The organism is Isoptericola dokdonensis DS-3, from assembly GCF_001636295.1.
In the GTDB taxonomy this organism is placed as follows: Bacteria; Actinomycetota; Actinomycetes; order Actinomycetales; family Cellulomonadaceae; genus Isoptericola; species Isoptericola dokdonensis.
This window is the reverse complement of record NZ_CP014209.1, coordinates 1,213,775-1,233,434: the sequence shown is the minus strand read 5'-3', so window position 1 is coordinate 1,233,434 and position 19,660 is coordinate 1,213,775. Positions and strand designations below refer to the sequence as shown.

The 19,660-nt window shown below is 74.2% G+C and carries 12 protein-coding genes; 4 read left to right on the top strand and 8 right to left on the bottom strand.

From position 1 onward, the window contains the following. Nucleotides 1-80: 80 nt before the first annotated feature. Both I598_RS05835 and I598_RS05830 read right to left on the bottom strand, forming a co-directional pair. Nucleotides 81-2,402 carry a glycoside hydrolase family 6 protein gene (locus I598_RS05835; RefSeq protein ID WP_083973549.1) on the bottom strand — a complete coding sequence of 774 codons (2,322 nt, stop codon included), beginning with the start codon at nucleotides 2,400-2,402 and terminating at the stop codon, nucleotides 81-83. A gap of 121 nt (nucleotides 2,403-2,523) precedes the next feature. Beyond that, the gene (locus I598_RS05830; protein WP_198155761.1) at nucleotides 2,524-3,537 is read right to left on the bottom strand and encodes a LacI family DNA-binding transcriptional regulator; all 1,014 of its coding nucleotides are present in this window, start codon (nucleotides 3,535-3,537) and stop codon (nucleotides 2,524-2,526) included. A gap of 194 nt (nucleotides 3,538-3,731) precedes the next feature. Here I598_RS05830 and I598_RS05825 point away from each other — a divergent pair, with 194 nt between their 5' ends. Then, nucleotides 3,732-6,329, top strand: coding sequence for a substrate-binding domain-containing protein (locus I598_RS05825; RefSeq protein WP_157557163.1), 2,598 nt, complete (start codon nucleotides 3,732-3,734; stop codon nucleotides 6,327-6,329). Nucleotides 6,330-6,427: 98 nt separating this feature from the next. Next, nucleotides 6,428-9,082, top strand: coding sequence for a glycoside hydrolase family 48 protein (locus I598_RS05820; RefSeq protein WP_068202067.1), 2,655 nt, complete (start codon nucleotides 6,428-6,430; stop codon nucleotides 9,080-9,082). 74 nt (nucleotides 9,083-9,156) lie between these two features. Here I598_RS05820 and I598_RS17830 read toward each other — a convergent pair whose 3' ends face one another. The 4 genes from I598_RS17830 to I598_RS05800 form a co-directional block, all read right to left on the bottom strand. After that, nucleotides 9,157-10,689, bottom strand: a complete 1,533-nt coding sequence (locus I598_RS17830; protein WP_068202065.1) for an SDR family oxidoreductase — start codon at nucleotides 10,687-10,689, stop codon at nucleotides 9,157-9,159. Beyond that, nucleotides 10,686-11,666, bottom strand: a complete 981-nt coding sequence (locus I598_RS17825; protein WP_068205021.1) for a DNA topoisomerase IB — start codon at nucleotides 11,664-11,666, stop codon at nucleotides 10,686-10,688. The genes I598_RS17830 and I598_RS17825 overlap by 4 nt, the downstream gene beginning before the upstream one ends. 50 nt (nucleotides 11,667-11,716) lie before the next feature. After that, the gene (locus I598_RS05805) at nucleotides 11,717-12,613 is read right to left on the bottom strand and encodes an acyl-CoA thioesterase (protein ID WP_068202064.1); all 897 of its coding nucleotides are present in this window, start codon (nucleotides 12,611-12,613) and stop codon (nucleotides 11,717-11,719) included. A 62-nt stretch (nucleotides 12,614-12,675) separates the two neighbouring features. Then, nucleotides 12,676-13,059: a globin gene (locus I598_RS05800; protein ID WP_068202062.1), complete on the bottom strand. Its 384-nt coding sequence runs from the start codon at nucleotides 13,057-13,059 to the stop codon at nucleotides 12,676-12,678. A gap of 162 nt (nucleotides 13,060-13,221) precedes the next feature. Here I598_RS05800 and I598_RS05795 point away from each other — a divergent pair, with 162 nt between their 5' ends. Beyond that, nucleotides 13,222-13,461, top strand: a complete 240-nt coding sequence (locus I598_RS05795) for a PTS sugar transporter subunit IIB (RefSeq protein ID WP_068202060.1) — start codon at nucleotides 13,222-13,224, stop codon at nucleotides 13,459-13,461. A gap of 51 nt (nucleotides 13,462-13,512) precedes the next feature. Here I598_RS05795 and I598_RS05790 read toward each other — a convergent pair whose 3' ends face one another. Further along, the gene (locus I598_RS05790) at nucleotides 13,513-14,544 is read right to left on the bottom strand and encodes a mechanosensitive ion channel family protein (RefSeq protein ID WP_083972926.1); all 1,032 of its coding nucleotides are present in this window, start codon (nucleotides 14,542-14,544) and stop codon (nucleotides 13,513-13,515) included. A gap of 127 nt (nucleotides 14,545-14,671) precedes the next feature. On the opposite strand from I598_RS05790, the gene malQ reads away from it, so the two are divergent. Then, on the top strand, nucleotides 14,672-16,846 hold the full coding sequence (gene malQ / locus I598_RS05785; RefSeq protein WP_232314276.1) for a 4-alpha-glucanotransferase: 2,175 nt from the start codon (nucleotides 14,672-14,674) through the stop codon (nucleotides 16,844-16,846). A gap of 145 nt (nucleotides 16,847-16,991) precedes the next feature. Here the strand turns inward: malQ and pepN are convergent, their stop codons facing one another. Then, nucleotides 16,992-19,562, bottom strand: coding sequence for an aminopeptidase N (gene pepN, locus I598_RS05780; RefSeq protein ID WP_068202057.1), 2,571 nt, complete (start codon nucleotides 19,560-19,562; stop codon nucleotides 16,992-16,994). Between the last annotated feature and the right edge of the window lie 98 nt (nucleotides 19,563-19,660).

The following is a 19,660-nucleotide window of genomic DNA, read 5'->3' as shown; positions in this document are numbered from 1 at the left end:
GGGGGGAAGGGCGCAGGCGCCCTCGACGGGCTGCGGGGGCCCACCCGGTGGGCCGGGTGGGTCCCCGCAGCGAGGGGACGTCAGGCGACGTCGCAGTCGACGCCGTCGAGCGCGAAGTCCGACGGGGTCGTGTTCGTGCCGGAGTGCGTCCCGTTGAAGCCGAACGACACCGAGCCGCCCGCCGGGATGCTCGTCGTCCAGGCCGCCGGGGTGATGGTCACCGCCGAACCGGTCTGGGTGAACTGCGCCGACCACACCTGGGTGATCTGCTGACCGCTCGGGAACGAGAACGTGAGGTCCCAGGCGGACACGGCCGCCGACGAGTCGTTGCGCAGCGTGATGTTGCCGGTGAACCCGTTGTTCCAGGAGTTCGCCTGGTACGTCACGGTGCACGCGCCGCCGGGGGTGCTCGCCTCCTCGTCGGTGGTGACCGACAGCGCCGCGGACGCCGCCGAGGCGTTGCCCGCCGCGTCGACGGCCACGACCTGGAACGAGTACGCCGTGTCGGCCGCGAGGCCGGTCACCGTCGCCGACGTGCCGGTGACGTTCGCGACCACCTGGCCGCCGCGCAGCACGCGGTAGCCCGTCACGCCCACGTCGTCGGTCGAGGCGTTCCAGCTCAGCGCCACCGAGGAGGTGGTCACGTCACCGGCCGCCAGGCCCGTCGGGACGGACGGCGCCTGGGTGTCGCCACCGCCGCCGTCCGACGACGTCGTCACCGTCAGCGGCGCGGACGCCGCCGAGACGTTGCCGGCCGCGTCGCGGGCCGTCACGGTCACCTCGTAGGTGGTGTCCGGCGTCAGGCCCGTGATCGTGGCCGAGGTGCCGGCCGCCGTCGTGGCGACGGTGCCGTCGACGCGCACGGTGTAGCCGGTCACGCCGGTGTCGTCGGTCGAGGCGTCCCAGCTCAGCGCCACCGAGGTCGCCGTGCTCGCCGTGGCCTCGAGGCCGGTCGGCGCGGTCGGGGCCTGGGTGTCGGGGTCGACGGGACCGCCGTCGCCGTCGATCGCCGGGTACGCGTTGGCCACGAGCATCTCGAACTGCTCCTGGAACCACTGACCGGCCAGCGGGGCACCCGCCTTGGCGCCCGTCAGCTTGCCCGCGAGCTTGGGCGAGTTGAACGTCGGGTCGCACATGCGGTCGAAACCCTTGCCCTGGTCGTTCGGGATGTCCGTCGACCCGCCGTCGGACTCGCCCGGCGGCTTGACCCACACGTAGGCGTCCAGGTGCGAGGCGGCGTTGTCCGTCGGGGCGACGGTCGGGCGCTCGCCGAGGCCGGCGCCGTCCGGGTTGCACCAGGCGCCGCGGTGCGTGCGGCGGTCGACACGGGTCTCGTCGACGTACGTGTTGAGCACGGTCGAGGTCGAGGGGGCCGTCGGGCGGTCCGGGCCGCCCCACCCGTTGCGGGAGGTGTCGATGAGCATGCCGATGTCCGACGGGAAGCCCGCGGCCGTGGCCAGCGAGTACAGGTGCTCGGTCCAGTCGAGCTCGTCGAAGTCGCGGTTCCACTCGTAGAACTCGGCCTGGCGCACCTGGGTGCCGCCGCCCGAGCCGAACGTCGTGTCCTCGAGGAACGGCTCGTGCAGCGGGGTGGAGTTCGCCGTGTTGGTGACGAAGCCCGCGACCGTGTCGTAGCCGTGGTCCGTGCTCGTGACGACCTCGTGGAAGACGTCGACCGCGGGGCCCGCGTTGGAGTCCCAGCCCAGCCAGCCGGAGTGGGCCGCGTCGATGTAGGAGTAGACGTTGCCCGCCTCGTACAGCCGGTCGAGCGCGTAGGCGACGCCCGCACGGTAGAAGGGCGCGGACTGCTGGCACTTCGGCTCGCTCATGTTGGTCACGAGGTTGGGCAGCGAGTCCGGCTCGATGGTGGCCACGACCCGCAGGTCCGCGTACTGCGGCTCGGCCAGCATGTCGGCGATGGGGTCGATGTACTCGTTCTCGTACTCGGCGAGGCCCGCGGCGGTGGCGGGCAGCAGACCGTTCGACGCGAGCGCGTAGCAGTCGCGGCCGGGCAGGTTGTAGATGACCAGGTTGAACACCATCGGGGTGCTGCCCTGCTGCTGCTCGAGCGCCGCGTCGAGGTGGTACCGCAGGCCGGGACCGTCGACGTTGCCCTCGATCGCGCTGGTGCGGTCCATCCACACCGAGGTCGGGGTGTCGGTGAGCGTGAGCATCTTCTCGCCGAGCTCGCCGCCGGCCTCGGCCGCGGCCTGGGTGACGTTGGACGCCCAGTAGGAGTTGACGTACTGGTCGGCCCCGACGAACGGGTTGTCGACCCGCTCGGCCGCGGACGCCGACGACGCGACGGCGACGACCGGTGCTGCGGTCAGGGCGAGCGTCGCGGCGACGGCCAGCGGGCGGACCGCCGCTCGGTCGCGGGGGCGACGGGATCGTGATCGCACGAGATCCTCCAGGTGCTTCGGGGGCACGGGCGGCGCTGCCCGTGCGTCGGGCCTCGTCGCCCGACCTCCACCACGGTTCCCTGGTTGCGCTCCCACCGCAGCACCCGAAACGTTTAGGCGGTCACGACGACGGCGGCGGCGCCGTCGTCCCCCGGATCACCAGCCGGGCCGTGGGCACCGTGGGGCCCGGCGGCTGCTCTGCCGGATCCTCCGGCGTCGTACCCAGGTCGAGGGCGGCCGCCACGACCGGCGCCAGCGCCCGCCAGGGCCGCGACACCGCGGTGAGCTGCGGGTCGACCAGGCGGCACGTCTCCGCGTCGGACCCGGCCACGACCGACACCTCCCACGGGACCTGGAACCCCCGGTGCCGCGCCGACTCCAGCACCGCCAGCGCGCTGACGTCCCCGTCCGTCACCAGCGCCGTCGGCCGGTCGGTGCGGGCGAGCAGCCGCGCCGCCGCCGCGCCCGCCTCGGCAGCGCCCGACACCTCGACGACCTCGACAGCCGCGCGCAGGCCCGCCGTCGCGTCCAGCAGACCCTCGTGCAGGGCGCGCGCCACGTCGGCGCGGGCGTCGTCGACGAGCAGCGCGAAGTTCCGGTGCCCCAGGTCGGTGAGGTAACGGCCGACGGCCGCCTCGGCGTGCCCGGCGAACCAGACGGGGTCCGTCACCCCGGCGGTGCCGATCCCTGGTGGAGTCACCGCGACGACCGGTGCCCCCACGCGACCCGCGGCCCGCATCCGGGCGTCGTCCAGGAGCAGGTCGTGCAGGACGAACGCGGCGTGCCGCCGCTCGGTCCACCCGGCCTCCAGCGCGGCGGCGCCCGCGGCCCGGTCGGCGAGCACCTCCAGGGCCAGCGCGGTGGTCCCGAGGTGCGGTCGCAGGCCACCCGCCAGCTCCAGCGCGACCGGGCGGCTGAGCGAGCCGCTGCGCGGGTCGAGCGTGTGCAGCGCCACGCTCGACGCCACGGCCGAGCGCATGGACCGGGCGGCGGCGTTCGGTCGCCAGCCCAGGTCGTCGGCGACCCGCAGGACGTGGCGGCGGGTGCTGTCGGAGACGCCGGGGCGGCCGTTGAGGGCGTAGGAGACCACGGCGATCGAGACACCCGCGGCCCGGGCGACGTCGGTGATCGTCACTCGTGGCCCGGCGGAGGTTCTCGGGGTCCCGCGGCGCTGCGTTCTGGACACGCTCCCACATGCTGCCGGGTTTCGGGGCATGATGCACCTGCGGGGGGAACGCACTGCAGGACTCGACGGCGAGGACGGTGGTTGAGGTGTCGACGTGGACACGTGGCGCCGGGGGCGGTCACGGCGCGCCCCTGACGATCGGTGTGCTCCTTCCCGTGGTGGGTGGCTACTACTTCGGCCGGATCCTCGCCGGCATGACGCGCGTGCTGCGCACGGAGGGGCACCGGGTGGTGGCGGTGCAGACCTACCCCGCCGACCTCGACCGCGACGAGTTCCCCGTCGCGCCGTTCCGCCGGGCGGCCCCCGGGGTGGGGGCGTTCGACGGTCTCGTCGTGGTGACGAGCGCGCTGGCCGACGCCGACCTGCGCCGGCTGGAGGCATCCGGCGTGCCCATGGTCGGGCTGGGGGTGGCCGCCGAGGACCTGGCCGTGCCGGTGGTGTCACCGGACAACGTCGGCGGGGTCCGGGCGGCGGTCGACCACCTCGTCGACCACGGGCACCGGCGCATCGGCTTCCTCGGCAGCACGGGGCAGAGCGACATCGCCGAGCGGTACGACGCGTTCCGCGACGCGCTCGCCCAGCACGGGCTGGAGCACGGGCCGGAGCACTTCTACCGGACCCGGGACAACCAGGAGTCCAGCGCGGAGCTCGTCGCCCGCCGCCTCGCGGAGCAGGGGCTGACGACGACGGCGACGCTCGCCGCGACCGACCGCAACGCCGTCGGGTTCCTGCGCGGGCTGCACCTGGCGGGGCTGGAGGTGCCCGCGGTGCAGGCCGTCGTCGGGTTCGACAACTCGGACTCCGGCGCGCGCACCTGGCCGCGGCTGACCTCGATCGACCCCATGCACGACGTCGTGGGGGAGCGGGCTGCGGAGCTCGTGCTGGCACGTGTCCGTGGCGAGGAGGTCCCCGGCGACCACCGGCTCGACGTCGCCGCGCTCGTCACCCGTGAGTCGTGCGGCTGTGCCCACGGGACCCGCAGCACGGTGGTGGTGGACGGGACGGCCGGCGGCGGCGAGCCCGACCCGCTGGCCGCCGTCGCCCGGGTCGTGTTCGCCCGCACGGACGGCGTGCGCCGCGGTGCGACCGACGCCTGGCTGACGTCGGTGCGGCAGGTGGTCGAGGCCTGCGTCGTCACGGCCCAGCACCCGCCGTCCTCCGCGCTGCGCACCCTGGGCGACCGCACGGCCGCCCTGCGTCCCGGTGCGGGCGCCCTCGAACAGCTCGTGCCCGCGCTGCACGCCGAGTGCCGACGCGTACGCCGCAACGTGGCCGAGCGGGCCGCCGCCCAGGCGGCGGGCACCGGTGCGCCCCCCCGGCTGCGCGGCCTCGAGCCCGGAGCGGCGGACGAGGTCGAGGAGGCCTTGAGCCTGGTCGTCGCCGCCCTGGCCCGCGGGTGCGGGCACGGCGACCTGGCCCGTGCCGGGCGGCTCGAGCAGGACCTCGTCGACCAGAACGCCGTCGACCTGGAGCTGATGCGCTCCGACGGCGACGCGCTGCGCCGGCTCGACTGGATGCCGCGCACCCGCACCTCGGTGGCCGCCCTCGCCCTCTGGGAGGACGACCCGGGGCGGCCGGGGGAGCGGCTCCTGCGGGTGGTCGGCGCCCGCGGCCCGCACCCCGGCGGCGACGCGCTCGTCGGACGGGTGATGACGGCCGACCAGTTCCCGCCGACGTCGCTCACCGACCCGCGCTCGCTCACCGTCGTGGTCCCCGTGGCGTTCGGCCGCTCGGACCGGGGTTTCCTCGTCGTCGGCGGCCTCGTCGACACCCGCGCCACGAGCACCCGGGCGCGGTACAACCACTGGGCGGCCATGCTGGCCGTCGCGCTCGACGCGGAAGAGGCGCTGACGGCGCTGCGCGCGCAGCGCCGGGAGCTGGCCGAGGCGGCGGAGCGCGAGCGGGCGCTGGCCGTCGACGTCGCCGCCGGTGAGGAGCGCGCGGCCCTGGTGTCGATCGCCTCCCAGGACGGCACGTGGGACTGGGACGTCGACGCGGGCACCGTGCGGTACTCCGCGGCGTGGGCGCGGCTGCTCGGCACCGACCGGGCGACCCTCGGCGACGACCCCCACGAGTGGTTCTCCCGCGTGCACCCCGAGGACCTCCAGCGGGTCCACGCCGCGGTGGCGGCCCAGCTGTCGGGGTCCCGCGAGCCGCTGGACGTGGAGCACCGCGTGCGGCGGGCCGACGGCGCCTACGTGCGGGTGAGCTGCCGCGCGGTGACGGTGCACGACGCGGGCGACCGCCCCGCGCGCCTGGTGGGGGCGATGGCGCGGGTGGACGACCCGCGCGGCGAGGACCGCGAGCCGCGTCCGACCGCCCGCGCCGGCACCGGTCTCAGGACGGTGCCCCGCGAGCTGTTCGTCGACCGGACCGACCGGGCGATCCGGCGTCGTCGCCGCGTGGCGGGGTACGCGTGGCAGGTGCTGGCGGTCGCGTTCCCCGCCGAGCCCGGCGCCGCGGCCCTGGACCGGCTCCAGGGTGAGCTCGGCGAGGACGACTGCCTCACCTCGCTCGGCCCGCGCGGGGTCGTGGTGCTGCTCGACGGTCAGGACCTGGCGGCCGCACGGCGGCTGGCGGCCCGGCTCGCGGCGGTGCTCGGCGACGACGTGGTGGTCGAGCCGGTCGGTACGGGCGAGCCGGCGGGCGGCCTCGACGCGCAGGCCGTCCTGCGGCGGGCGGGCGAGGTGCTGCGCCGGGGACGGCCGGTGCCCGTCGCGCGGCTGTCGGTCGACGTCTGAGCGCCGGCGTCGGCGCGGCCTAAACGTTTCGCTGGTTGTGGGATCGCTTCCACGGCGCGACCGTCAGGGTGTCCCCTCAACGGAGAGAGGTATCACCCATGCCACGCACACCAGTCCGCACCCGCCTGCTGGCGGGCGCCGCGGCGACGGCCACCCTGGCCGCGCTCGTGGCGGCCGTCCCGGCCGGTGCCGCGCCCCCGACCGCCGCGTCGCCCGTCGCCGCCGCCGTCGACCTCGACACCGACGGCGAGTACACCCAGCGCTTCCTGGACCTCTACGCCAAGATCCACGACCCCGCCAACGGCTACTTCTCGCCCCAGGGCATCCCCTACCACGCGGTGGAGACCCTCATGGTCGAGGCACCCGACCACGGGCACGAGACCACCAGCGAGGCGTACTCGTTCTGGCTGTGGCTCGAGACGTCGTACGGCCAGGTCACCGGGGACTGGGAGCCGTTCAACCACGCGTGGGACACCCTCGAGCAGTACATGATCCCCACCACCGAGAACCAGCCCACCAACGGCGCCTACGACCCGTCGAAGCCCGCCACGTACGCGCCCGAGTTCAACCACCCGGGCCAGTACCCGTCCCAGCTCGACCCCGGGGTGTCCGTCGGCACGGACCCCATCGGCAACGAGCTCGAGTCGACGTACGGCACCTCCGAGATCTACGGCATGCACTGGCTCGCCGACGTCGACAACATCTACGGCTTCGGCGCCGCGCCCGGCTCCAGCACGCTCCTCGGGCCCGACCACGAGGGCACCAGCTACATCAACACCTTCCAGCGCGGCCCGCAGGAGTCCGTCTGGGAGACCGTCCCGCAGCCGTCCATCGACGACTTCAGCTACGGCGGGGAGAACGGCTACCTCGACCTCTTCACCGGCGACGCGTCCTACGCGAAGCAGTGGAAGTTCACCAACGCCCCGGACGCCGACGCCCGCGCCGTCGAGGCCGCCTACTGGGCCAACAAGTTCGCGACCGAGCAGGGCCAGCCCGAGGCCGTCGCCGAGACCGTCGGCAAGGCCTCCAAGATGGGCGACTACCTGCGCTACGCGCTCTTCGACAAGTACTTCAAGACGCCGGACTGCCAGTCCACCTCCTGCGCCGCGGGCACCGGCCGCGACAGCGCGCACTACCTGCTGTCCTGGTACTACGCGTGGGGCGGCGCCCTCGACACCGCCTCGCCGTGGGCCTGGCGCATCGGCTCCAGCCACGCCCACTTCGGGTACCAGAATCCCATGGCGGCCTGGGCCCTGGCGAACGACCCGGCGCTCCAGCCGGACTCGCCCACCGCGGAGGACGACTGGTCAGCCAGCCTCGACCGGCAGGTCGAGCTGTTCCAGTGGCTGCAGTCGCCCGAGGGCGGCATCGCCGGCGGGTCCACCAACAGCTGGGACGGTCACTACGCCGACCGGCCCGACGACGTCGCCACCTTCTACGGCATGGGCTACACCGAGGCGCCCGTCTACCACGACCCGCCGTCGAACTCCTGGATGGGCATGCAGGGCTGGGGCGTCGAGCGCATCGCGCAGCTCTACGAGGAGACCGGTGACGAGCGCGCCGGGGACATCCTCGACAAGTGGGTGCCGTGGGTCATCGACCACATCACCATCACCGAGGACTCCTGGCAGATCCCGTCCAACCTCGCCTGGGAGGGGCAGCCGGACGACTGGGACCCCGCGAACCCCGGTGACAACTCCGGCCTGAGCGTCGAGGTCACGAGCTACGGGCAGGACGTCGGCGTCGCCGGTGCGCTCGCCCGTTCGCTCATGTACTACGCGGCGGAGTCCGGGGACACCGCGGCGCAGCAGACCGCGCACGACCTCCTCGACGCGATCTGGGAGCAGAACCTCGACGCCGTCGGCGTCGCCACCACCGAGACGCGCGGCGACTACGCCCGCTTCGACGACGTCCTGACGTCGCCGGACGGCAACGGGGTGTACGTGCCCGAGGGCTGGAGCGGCACCATGCCGAACGGCGACGTCGTCGAGCCGGGCGTGTCCTTTCTCGACATCCGCTCGTTCTACGAGGACGACCCGCAGTGGGACAAGGTGCAGGCGCACCTCGACGGCGGCCCTGCACCGGAGTTCACCTACCACCGGTTCTGGGCGCAGACCGCGGTCGCCACGGCGCTCGCGGACTACGACCGGCTCTTCGGGGAGGCTCCGGGACCGGTCGAGGACACCGAGCCGCCGACGGTCCCCGGTGCCGTCGTGGCCACCGCCGACGGCACCACCGTCCAGGTCACCTGGACGGCGTCCACCGACGACGTGCGGGTGACCGGCTACGACGTCCGCCGGGACGGCGTGGTCGTCGGCAGCGTCGGAGGGACGGCGACGTCGTTCACCGACGACGGCCTCGAGCCCGCGACCACGTACTCGTACACGGTGACGGCGAAGGACGCGGCGGGCAACTCGTCCGCGGCGTCGGCCGCCGCCACCGCCACGACCGACGAGGAGACCGAGCCCGAGCCGACCGGCGCGTGCACGGCCACCTATGCCACGGCCGGGTCGTGGCAGGGCGGGTACCAGGGCACCATCACCGTCACGGGTGGCTCCGGCGGCGTCCAGGGCTGGGTCGTCACGGCGCCCGCGGGGCTCACGACCTCCAACCTGTGGGGCGGGAAGCTCGCCGCCGGGAAGATCACGCCCGAGGCGTGGAACGCGAACCTCGGCGCGGGGCAGACCGCGACCGTCGGGTTCATCGGGACCGGGACGCCGCCGGCGGCCCAGACCCTCACCTGCACCGACTGACTCCCGGTGCACGCACGGCGGGCGGGGCTGCGAGGCTCCGCCCGCCGTGGCGCGCCCGGGGCGACACCGGCGCGTCAGTCGTCGCCGCGGGCGCGCCGTTCGGCGTCCGCGGCGACGTTGCGCTGCATGCCGCCGAACACGACCCCGTGGAACGGTGCCACCGACCACCAGTACGCCTGGCCGAGCAGGCCCTGCGGGTGGAACAGCGCCCGCTGCGCGAAGTAGGTGCGCCCCGGGCCGGAGGCGTCCTCGGGGGAGGGGCCGGCGTCGTCCGGGTCGGTGATCTCGGCGGCCGCGGAGTCGACCCGCAGCTCCAGCCACGCCAGCCCCGGCAGGCGCATCTCGGCGCGCAGCAGCAGGCGGCGGCCCGGCTCGATCGCCTCCACGCGCCAGAAGTCGACCGCGTCGTCGACGCGCAACCGGTGCTCGTCCCGGCGGCCACGACGCAGCCCCGGGCCACCCACCAGCCGGTCGAGCAGACCGCGCACGCGCCACGCCAGCGACCACGAGTACCAGCCGCCGTGCCCGCCGATCTCCTCGATGACCTGCCACAGCACGTCCGCCGGGGCGTCCACCACGATGCGCCGCTCGTCGACGTACAGCGAGCCGCCGGCCCAGTCCGGGTCGGTGGGCAGCGGGTCCGACGGCGCGCCCGGCACCGACGCCGACGACCAGCGGGTCGTCACCTCGCCGTCGTGGATGCGCGTCAGGGCCAGCTCGATCGCCCCGTCCACCCCCACCAGGCCCTCCGGCGGGTCCGGGACGTACTGCCGCACGTCGTCCTCGCGGCACACCACCTCGTGCACGAGGGACTCGACCAGCGGGCGGGCGATCCCCGAGGGCACGGGCGTCACCAGACCCACCCACAGGCTCGACAGCCGCGGCGTCAGCACCGGCACGCCGACGATGACGCGGCGCGGCAACCCGGCGGCCCGCGCGTACCGCTGCATCATCTCGCGGTACGTCAGGACGTCCGGCCCGCCGATGTCGAACCCCCGCGACACGTCCGGCGGCATCGACGCCGACCCCACGAGGTAGCGCAGCACGTCCCGGATCGCGATCGGCTGGATCCGGTTGTCCACCCAGCGCGGCGTCGTCATCGCCGGCAGCCGCTCGGTGAGGTACCGCATCATCTCGAACGACGCCGAGCCCGACCCCAGGATCACCGCGGCCCGCAGCACCGTCGTCGGCACCCCCGACGCCAGGAGGATCTCCTCCACCTCCTTGCGCGAGGCGAGGTGCCGGGACAGCTCGCCCTCCGGCACGTCCGGGTACAGCCCGCCGAGGTAGACGATCCGGCCCACCCCGACCTCGCGCGCGGCGCGCGCGAACGTCAGCGCGTTGCGGCGGTCCCGGGCCTCGAACGTCGCCCCCGTGCCCAGGGAGTGCACCAGGTAGTAGGCGACGTCCGCGCCGTTCAGGGCACGGCGCACCGCGTCCAGGTCCGACACGTCCGTCTCGACGGCCTCGACGTCGCCCGCCCACTCCCGGCCCGCCAGCCGAGCCGGGTCGCGGGTCAGCGCCCGGACCTCGACCCCGGCCGCGAGCAGCTCCGGCACCAGGCGGCCGCCCACGTACCCCGTGACCCCCGTGACCGCCGCCCTCATGACAGCAGCTCCAGGACGGCCCGCTCGGCCGCCGACCGCGACGTCGTCGGACCGATCGTGCGGCCCCGTTCCCACAGGTCCCACAACCGCGGGTCGATGTAGGAGCCGCGGGCCACCGCCGGGGTGTTGCCCAGCTCCTCGGCCACGTCCCGGACGATGCCCGTCGTGACGCGCCGGCGGGCGCGCTGCGACGACGGCACCTCCACCGCGGCCAGCGCCCGGGCCGTCATCACGGTGGCGTGCCACGTCCGGAAGTCCTTCGGCGTCGCGTCGTCGCCCAGCCGGTCCTTCACGTCCTCCTGGACGTCCGCGCTCGTGACGTCGTGCCACACCACGCCGGCCGGTGACCTCTCCCGCCAAGCCAGCAGCTCCACGCCGCCGCGCCGACGCTTCAGCGTCGACACGACCTCGGCCACCACCGGGTCCTCGACCACCGTGTCGCGCACCTGGCCGGACTTCGCCGGGTAGCGGAAGTGGACCGACCCGTCCCGCCGCACCGTCGCGTGCTCCTTGCGGATCGTCGCCAGCCCGAAGCTGCGGTGCCGGCGCGCGTAGACCTCGCCGCCCGCCCGGAAGTACGCCTCGTCCAGCAGCCGGAACCCCAGCGCCAGCGCCTTGGGCCGGGGCACGCCCGGCAGCGACAGGTCGCGCGTCACCGTGCGCCGCGCACCCGGCAGACGCCGCCCGACCTCCAGCACGTGGTCGTGCTTGCGGCGTGCCCGCCGCTCCACCCACTGCGGGTGGTACAGGTACTGCCCTCGGCCGGCGTCGTCGCGCCCGTACGCCTGGACGTGCCCGTTCGCGTACCGGCAGATCCACACGTCCGTCCAGGCGGGCGGCACGGCGAGCCGGGTGCATCGGGCGATCTCCACCTCGTCCGTCAACGGCACCTGGGAGGGGTCGAGGAACACCCACCCGTCACCCTTGGGGCGGCGGGCGTAACCCGGGGCGGAGACGGACACACGGCGCAGACGCATGCCGCCAGTGTGCTGCGCGCCGGCGCCCGGCGCAGGTCGGGCCGACGGCGTCACTCGCCGAGGCGGACCATGCCCTCCTGCGCGATGCTCGCCACCAGCGCACCCCGGCGGTCGTACACCCGGGCCATGCCCATCCCGCGACCGCCCTGCGCTCCCGGCGACTCCTGCACGTACAGCAGCCACTCGTCCGCGCGCGCGTCCCGGTGGAACCACATCGCGTGGTCCAGGCTCGCCATCGGCACCGTCGTGCCGATGTCGACCCACGACCGTCCCGCCTGCCGCAGCACCGGCTCCAGCATCATCTGGTCGCACGCGAACGCCAGCAGCGCGCGGTGCAGCAGCAGGTCGTCCGACGCGATCTCGTGCCGTGCCCGCACCCACACCTGCTGGGTCGGGCGCGGCGCGGCGTCGGGGGCCAGGAAGATCGACCCGCCCACGTGCCGCAGGTCGAACGCCGCCTCGTGCGACCAGAACCGCGCCGCCGGGTGGTCGATCCGGCCGAGCTGGTCCACCGCCGACGGCACGTCCTCCGGCTCCGGCACGTCCGCGGGGGCCGGCCGGTACGTCTCGTAGCCCGGCTGGTCCGTCTGGAACGACGCCGTCAGCGTCAGGATCGGCTTGCCCGACTGGATCGCGTGCGTGCGCCGCGCGCTGAACGACCGGCCGTCCCGCAACCGCTCCACCGCGAAGTCGATCGGCACGTCCAGGACGCCCTCGCGCAGGAAGTACGCGTGCAACGAGTGCGGCAGCCGGTCCTGCTCCACGGTGCGTCCGCACGCCATCAGCGCCTGCGCCAGCACCTGCCCGCCGTACACGCGCCGCGCCGGGCCCGGCAGCGACCGTCCCCGCCACACGTCGTCCTCGCCGCGCGGGCCCCAGCCCTCGATCTCGCGCAGCTCGAGCGCCGCCAGCAGTCGGTCCAGCGGGTCGGGGGAGGTGTGCGTCATGCTCGTCGTCCTCAGGTCGTGGGGGAGGGCGGGGCGGAGGGTGCCGGGCGGTGCCCGTGCCGCTACTGCTCGAAGGTGTTGATCAGGCTGAACGCCGCCCGCTCCAGGTAGTCCCACAGCTGGGACTCGTGGGCCGGCGCCAGGTCGAGGGAGTCGACGGCGACGCGCATGTGCTTCAGCCAGCGGTCGCGCGCGTCCGGGTTCACCGTGAAGGGTGCGTGCCGCATGCGCAGGCGAGGATGACCGCGCTGCTCGCTGTACGTCGTCGGGCCACCCCAGTACTGCTCGAGGAACATGGTCAGCCGCACCTTGGCGGGACCGAGGTCCTCCTCGGGGTACATGGGGCGCAGCACCTCGTCGGTCGCCACGCCCTCGTAGAACACGTCGACGAGCCGGACGAACACCTCGTGTCCGCCGATCTCCTCGAAGAAGCTGGGGGTCGTCACCGGGTCATCCTCCCAGACGACGGCGCCGCCACGGACGTGGTGCCGGTCACCCGGTCGTCTCACCCGGCCGTCGCCCCGTGGGCGTCCCGCGCAGGGGTTAGGCTGGGGACGGACCTGCAACGACGCGATCCGCACGACCATGAAGAACTGGGGAGACACCGAATGAGCAAGGCGGAGAACATCCTCGAGGCGCTCGGCGGCACGGCCAACGTGGTCGAGCTGGAGCCCTGCATCACCCGGTTGCGCGTGCAGGTGTCCGACCCGGCGCTCGTCGACGAGAACGGGCTGAAGTCGTCCGGGGCCTTCGGCGTCGTCCGGTCCGGGCGCATCATCCAGGTCATCGTCGGCCCCGAGGCCGACAACCTCGCCGCCGAGCTCGACGGCCGGCTCGCCTCGGCCTGACCGCAGCTCCCGCCGGGCCGACGGGGCTCCCGTCGGCCCGGCGAGCGCCGCTCACGACCCGTCGGTCGCCGCCTCGGCGCGCACCGTGGGCTCGCCGCGCAGCACGCCCGCCGTGCGGAGCTCCGCCTGCGCCGCGAGCAGCAGCGCCCGCGAGACGTCCCACTGCACGCCCGGGCGCACCTGCGCGAGGATCGTGAACGACATCGAGATGTCGGAGACGGTGTCGACGCCGCTGCGCACCGCCGGCGGCTCGAGGAACTCGGTCGCGTAGGCCTCGTCGGCCGCGACGGCGTCGGCCGCGCGTCCGAGCGCCGCCCGCACGACGTCGACGTCGGCGTCGACCGGGACCCGCACCTCCGCCAGGGCGCGCGACCAGCGCTGCGTCCGGTTCCCGGCGCGCAGGATCTCGCCGTTGCGGACCCACCACAGGGTGCCGTCGAGCGCGCGTACCTGGGTGGTGCGCAGCTGCACCTGCTCGATGACGCCCTCCGCGCCCGAGCCGAGGTCCACCACGTCACCGACGCCGTACTGGTCCTCGATGAGGATGAAGATGCCGGAGATGAAGTCCGTGACGAGGGACTGCGCGCCGAAGCCGACCGCGATGCCCACGAGGCCGGCGGACGCCAGCAGCGGTCCGACGTTGAAGCCCACCTCGGCCAGGATGCTCAGCAGGATCATCACCGAGATGACGATGTTGGCCGTCGAGTTGAGCACCGAGCCCACCGTGCGGGACCGCTGGGCGCGCCGCTCGTTCGCCAGCGGGTTCGCCACCGCGATCGCGTCCTCCATCAGCGGCGCCTTGCGGAACCAGTCCTGCCAGCGGCTCTCCGACCCGCTCGGCGCGCCCGTCGCGATCCGCTCGGACACGTGGCTGATCACCCGGCGCAGGACCACCAGCAGGACGATGCCGACCACCAGGATCACGATGACGTGCAGCGGCCAGTCGGTGAACCAGTCCCAGAACGACCGGCCCGCCTCCCCGAGGGTGTCCTCGGTCTGCTGGAGCAGGTTGTCGCTCGGGTCCGGGGACGGCGTGGGTGCCGTCGACGTGCGCAGGGCGGTGGCGGGCGAAGAGGTCAGCACGGGGCCACGCTAACGCCCACGGGTGCGCCCGCGTGAAACCCGTGGACCCTCCGGCGGCGCCCTCCCGCGACCGTCGCCGCAGCGTGGAGGCGGTGCTCCGCGCCCGCGGAAGTGGCAGGATCGTCCCGTGAGCACACCCGAGACGTCCCAGGCCGTGCCCGACGCCGCCGCGCCCGACGACCTGCGCGAGCTCGCCGCCACGTACGGCGTGCTCACCGAGCACCACCGGTACGGCGGCGGGGTCGACGCCGTGGCCGACGCCACCCTCGTGGCCGTCCTCACGGCGCTCGGTGTCGCGGCGTCCACCCCGGGCGAGGTCGCGCACAGCCTGCGCCGTGCCCGCGACGAAGAGTGGCGCACCGTGCTGCCGCCCGCCGTCGTCGTCCGCCAGGGCGACCGGCACGACGTCCCCGTGCACGTCACCCACGGGTCGTCCGTGCACGTGTGGCTGGAGGTCGAGGGCGCCGAGCCCACCGCCCGCCCCCACCAGGTCCGGCCCCGCCGTGACCTGGAGCAGGTCGACGCGTTCGTCGAGCCGCGCGAGGTCGACGGACGGCAGGTGGGCCGCGCCACCTTCTCCGTGCCGGCGGACCTGCCGCTCGGCTGGCACACCCTGCACGCCCTCACCGAGGGGCACGAGACGACCGCGACGCTCGTCGTCACCCCGCGCCGCCTCGAGCTCGGCACCGACCTCGACCGGCGCCAGGCGTGGGGCGTGCTCGTCCAGCTCTACTCGGTCCGGTCCCGCACGTCGTGGGGGATGGGCGACCTCGCCGACCTCGCCGACCTCGCGTGGCTCACCGCGCACCGGGCCGGGGCGGACTTCATCGCCGTCAACCCGCTGTCCGCGGCGGAGCCCGTGACCCCCCTGACCCCCTCGCCCTACCTGCCGACGTCGCGCCGGTTCGGCAGCCCCCTGTACGTGCGGGTCGAGGACATCCCCGAGACCGCCTACCTGACCGCCGCCGACCGCTCGCTCGTCGAGTGGGCGTCCGACCCGGTGCGCGACCTCGCCGCCGACGACGGCCCCATCGACCGGGACGCCGTCTGGGACGCGAAGAAGGCCGCGCTGGAGGTCGTGCACACGGCGCCGCGCCGGGCCTCCCGGCAGGCCGCGTTCGAGGAGTTCGTCGCCGAGCAGGGCACCGGGCTGCGCGACTTCGCGACCTGGTGCGCCCTCACCGAGGAGCTCGGGGGCGGCCGCTGGCCCGCCGAGCTCGCCGACCCCGCGTCGCCCGCCGTCGCGCAGGCCCGTGAACGCCTCGCCGACCGCGTCGACTTCTACTCCTGGCTCCAGTGGGTGTTCGACGAGCAGAAGCGGGACGCGCAGCGCACCGCCGTCGACACCGGGATGCGGATCGGCGTCGTGCACGACCTGGCCGTCGGCGTGCACCCCGACGGTGCGGACGCGTGGGCGAACGCCGACGTGCTCGCCTCCGGCGTCGGCGTCGGCGCCCCGCCCGACATGTACAACCAGCAGGGCCAGGACTGGTCGCAGCCGCCGTGGAACCCGCGCGCGCTCGCCCAGGCCGGGTACGCGCCCTACCGGGACATGCTCCGCACCGTGCTGCGGCACGCCGGTGCGCTGCGCGTCGACCACGTCCTCGGCCTGTTCCGCCTGTGGTGGGTGCCCCGCGGCATGGCGCCGACGCAGGGTGCGTACGTCCGCTACGACCACGACGCCCTCGTCGGCATCCTCTGCCTGGAGGCGCACCGGGCCGGCGCGATCGTGATCGGCGAGGACCTCGGGGTGTTCGAGCCCTGGGTGCGGGACTACCTCGCCGACCGCGGCGTGCTCGGCACGTCCGTGTTCTGGTTCGAGCAGGACGGCGACCAGCCGACCGCGCCGCAGGACTACCGCCGGCTCACCCTCGCGTCCGTCGGCACCCACGACATGCCCCCCACCGCCGGGTACCTGGCCGGGGAGCACGTGGACCTGCGCGACCGCCTCGGCCTGCTCACCGAGGACCCCCAGGTGCTGCGCTCCCGCGCCCGCTCCGAGCGGGCCGCCGCCGTGCGTGCGCTCGCCGAGCAGGGGCTCGTCGGCGACAACCCGTCCGAGCGGGAGGTCGTCGAGGCGCTGCACCGCTACCTGCGTCGGTCGCGGGCCGCGCTCGTGGGCGTCCAGCTCGTCGACGCCGTCGGGGAGCGGCGCTCCCAGAACCAGCCCGGCACCGACCGGGAGTACCCGAACTGGAAGGTCCCGCTCGGCGACTCCGCCGGCAACCCCGTGCTGGTCGAGGACCTCTTCGAGAACGCCCGCCTGCGTTCCCTGTTCGCCGCCGTCGCGCAGGGTCGCTGACCGGCGCGAGCCGGCGCAGATTCCCGCCAGTCAGCGCAGAACGGCGCGAGTCAGCGCAGATTCCCGCCAGTCAGCGCAGAACGGCGCGAGTCAGCGCAGATTCCTTGAGAACCTGCGCTGACTCGCGCCGATGAGCGCTGACTCGTCAGGCCGCGTCGGCCGCCTGGGCGGCCAGGGCGCGCTCCGTGCCGGCGAGACCCTCGACGACCATGCGGCGCAGGGCGGCCGGCGCGTCGGGGTGGGCGTCGAGCCAGCCGCGGACGGTGTCGCGCAGCTCGGCCGAGGCGAGCGGCGCCGGGTAGAGCCCCTCGATGAGCTCCTCGGCGATGTGGTAGCTGCGCGTCTCCCAGATCGGCAGCAGCGCGTCGACGTACCGCTGGGCGAACGGCTCCAGCACGGCCGGGTCGACGACGTGCACGAAGCCGGACGCGGTGGCGCGGATGATCGCGTTGGGCGCGTCCGCGTCGTCGACGACGGACGAGAACGCGCGCTCCTTCGCGGCGACGGTCGGGAGCGCGGCGCGCGCCCGGGCGGCGGCCTGGCGGCCGGTCGCGGTGTCGTCGGCGGCCTGTGCGGCGTCGATCTCGGCCTCGTCGGCGTCGCCGAGGAGCACGAGACCCTCGAGGAGCTCCCAGCGCAGGTCGGTGTCGACGGCGAGGCCGTCGAGCACGACGGTCCCGTCGAGCAGGCCGCGCAGCGGTGCCACGTGGGCGGACGTCGAGGACAGCGCCGCGAAGTACTTCACGAGCTGCAGCTGCAGGTCCGATCCGGCGTCGGCCGCGCGGGCGAGCTGCCACAGCGTGTCGCCGACGCGCTCGGAGGTGGCCGCACGGCGGGCGGGGTCCACGTAGGAGCGCACGGCGAGCCCGAGCTGCGCGAGGGTGGTCCGGACCGTCGTCGACTCCGTCTCGGCGGCGATGTTGCCGAGCACGAGATCGACGTACGACGACGCGGGCGTCTCGCCGTCGCGGACGGCGTCCCAGGCGGAGCCCCACACGAGGGAGCGGGCCAGCGGGTCCGCGATGCGGGAGAGGTGCTCGACGGCGAACGCCAGGGAGGCGTCGTCGAGGCGGACCTTCGCGTACGCGAGGTCGTCGTCGTTGACCAGGACGAGACCGGGGCGCTCGGTGCCGACGAGCTCGGCGATCTCGGTGCGCTCGCCGTCGACGTCGACCTGCACCGTGCGGGTGCGGACGACGGCGCCGGTCGCGTCGACGTCGTAGAAGCCGATGCCGAGGCGGTGCGGGCGCAGGGTCGGGTGGTCCGCGGGCGCGGTCTGCGTGATCGCGAACGACGTCACGACGCCGTCGGCGTCGGTGCCGATCTCGGGGCGCAGCGTGTTCACGCCGGCGGTCTCGAGCCAGATCTTCGACCAGGCGGTCAGGTCGCGGCCGCTGGTGGCCTCGAGCTCGACGAGCAGGTCGCTCAGCTCGGTGTTGCCCCACGCGTGCTTGCGGAAGTACGCGGAGACGCCGCTGATGAACTCCTCACGACCGACCCAGGCGACGAGCTGCTTGAGCACGGAGGCGCCCTTGGCGTACGTGATGCCGTCGAAGTTGACCTGCACGTCCTCCAGGTCGTCGATGGTGGCGACGATCGGGTGCGTGGAGGGGAGCTGGTCCTGGCGGTAGGCCCAGGTCTTCTCCATGGCGTTGAACGTGGTCCAGGCGGCCTCCCACTCGGTGGCCTCGGCCGTGGCGAGCGTGGAGGCGTACTCCGCGAACGACTCGTTGAGCCAGAGGTCGTTCCACCACTTCATGGTGACGAGGTCGCCGAACCACATGTGGGCGAGCTCGTGCAGGATCGTCACGACGCGCCGCTCGCGGACGGCGTCGGTCACCTTGGAGCGGAACACGTACGACTCGGTGAAGGTGACGCAGCCCGGGTTCTCCATCGCGCCCATGTTGTACTCGGGCACGAAGAGCTGGTCGTACTTGTCGAACGGGTAGGGGACCCCGAAGGTCCCCTCGTAGAACGCGAAGCCCTGGCGGGTGGTCGCCATGATCGCCTCGGCGTCGAGGTGCTGCGACAGCGACGACCGGCAGAACACGCCCAGCGGGATCACGCGGCCGTCGGCGGAGGTGACCTCGCCGCGCTCGACGGCGTAGGGCCCGGCGACGAGCGCCACGAGGTAGCTGGAGATGCGCGGCGTGGCACCGAACTCCCAGCGGGCTGCCTCGACGGCGGGCTCGGTCGCGTGGACGGCGGCCACCGGCTCCGGCGTGGGCTGGTTGGACACGACGTGCCAGCGCGCGGGCGCGGTCACCGAGAGCTGGAACGGCGCCTTGAGGTCCGGCTGCTCGAACGTCGCGAAGACGCGGCGGGCGTCCGGGACCTCGAACTGCGTGTAGAGGTAGACCTCGCCGTCGACGGGGTCGACGAACCGGTGCAGGCCCTCGCCGGTGTTCATGTAGGCGCAGTCGGCGACGACGCGCACCTCGTTGTCGGCGGCGAGGTCGGCCAGCGCGATGCGCGAGTCCGTGAAGACCGCCGCGACGTCGAGGGCGCGGCCGTTGAGGACGATCTCGCGCACGTGCGGCGCGACGAGGTCCAGGAACGTGGCGCCGCCCTCGGCGGCGGTGAACCGGATGACGGTGGTCGACGAGAACGTCTCCGCGCCGGTGGTCAGGTCGAGGTCGATGGCGTACGACTCGACGCCGTGCACGACGGCGGCGCGCTCGATCGCCTCGGCGCGGGTGAGGTTCTCTCCGGGCACGGGTGCTCCCTTGGACGGTGGCAGGTCGGCGGGCCGCGAGGTCGTCGCGACACGCGGTCGATCATGCCACTTCCGCGGTGCGCCCCCGAACGTGTTTC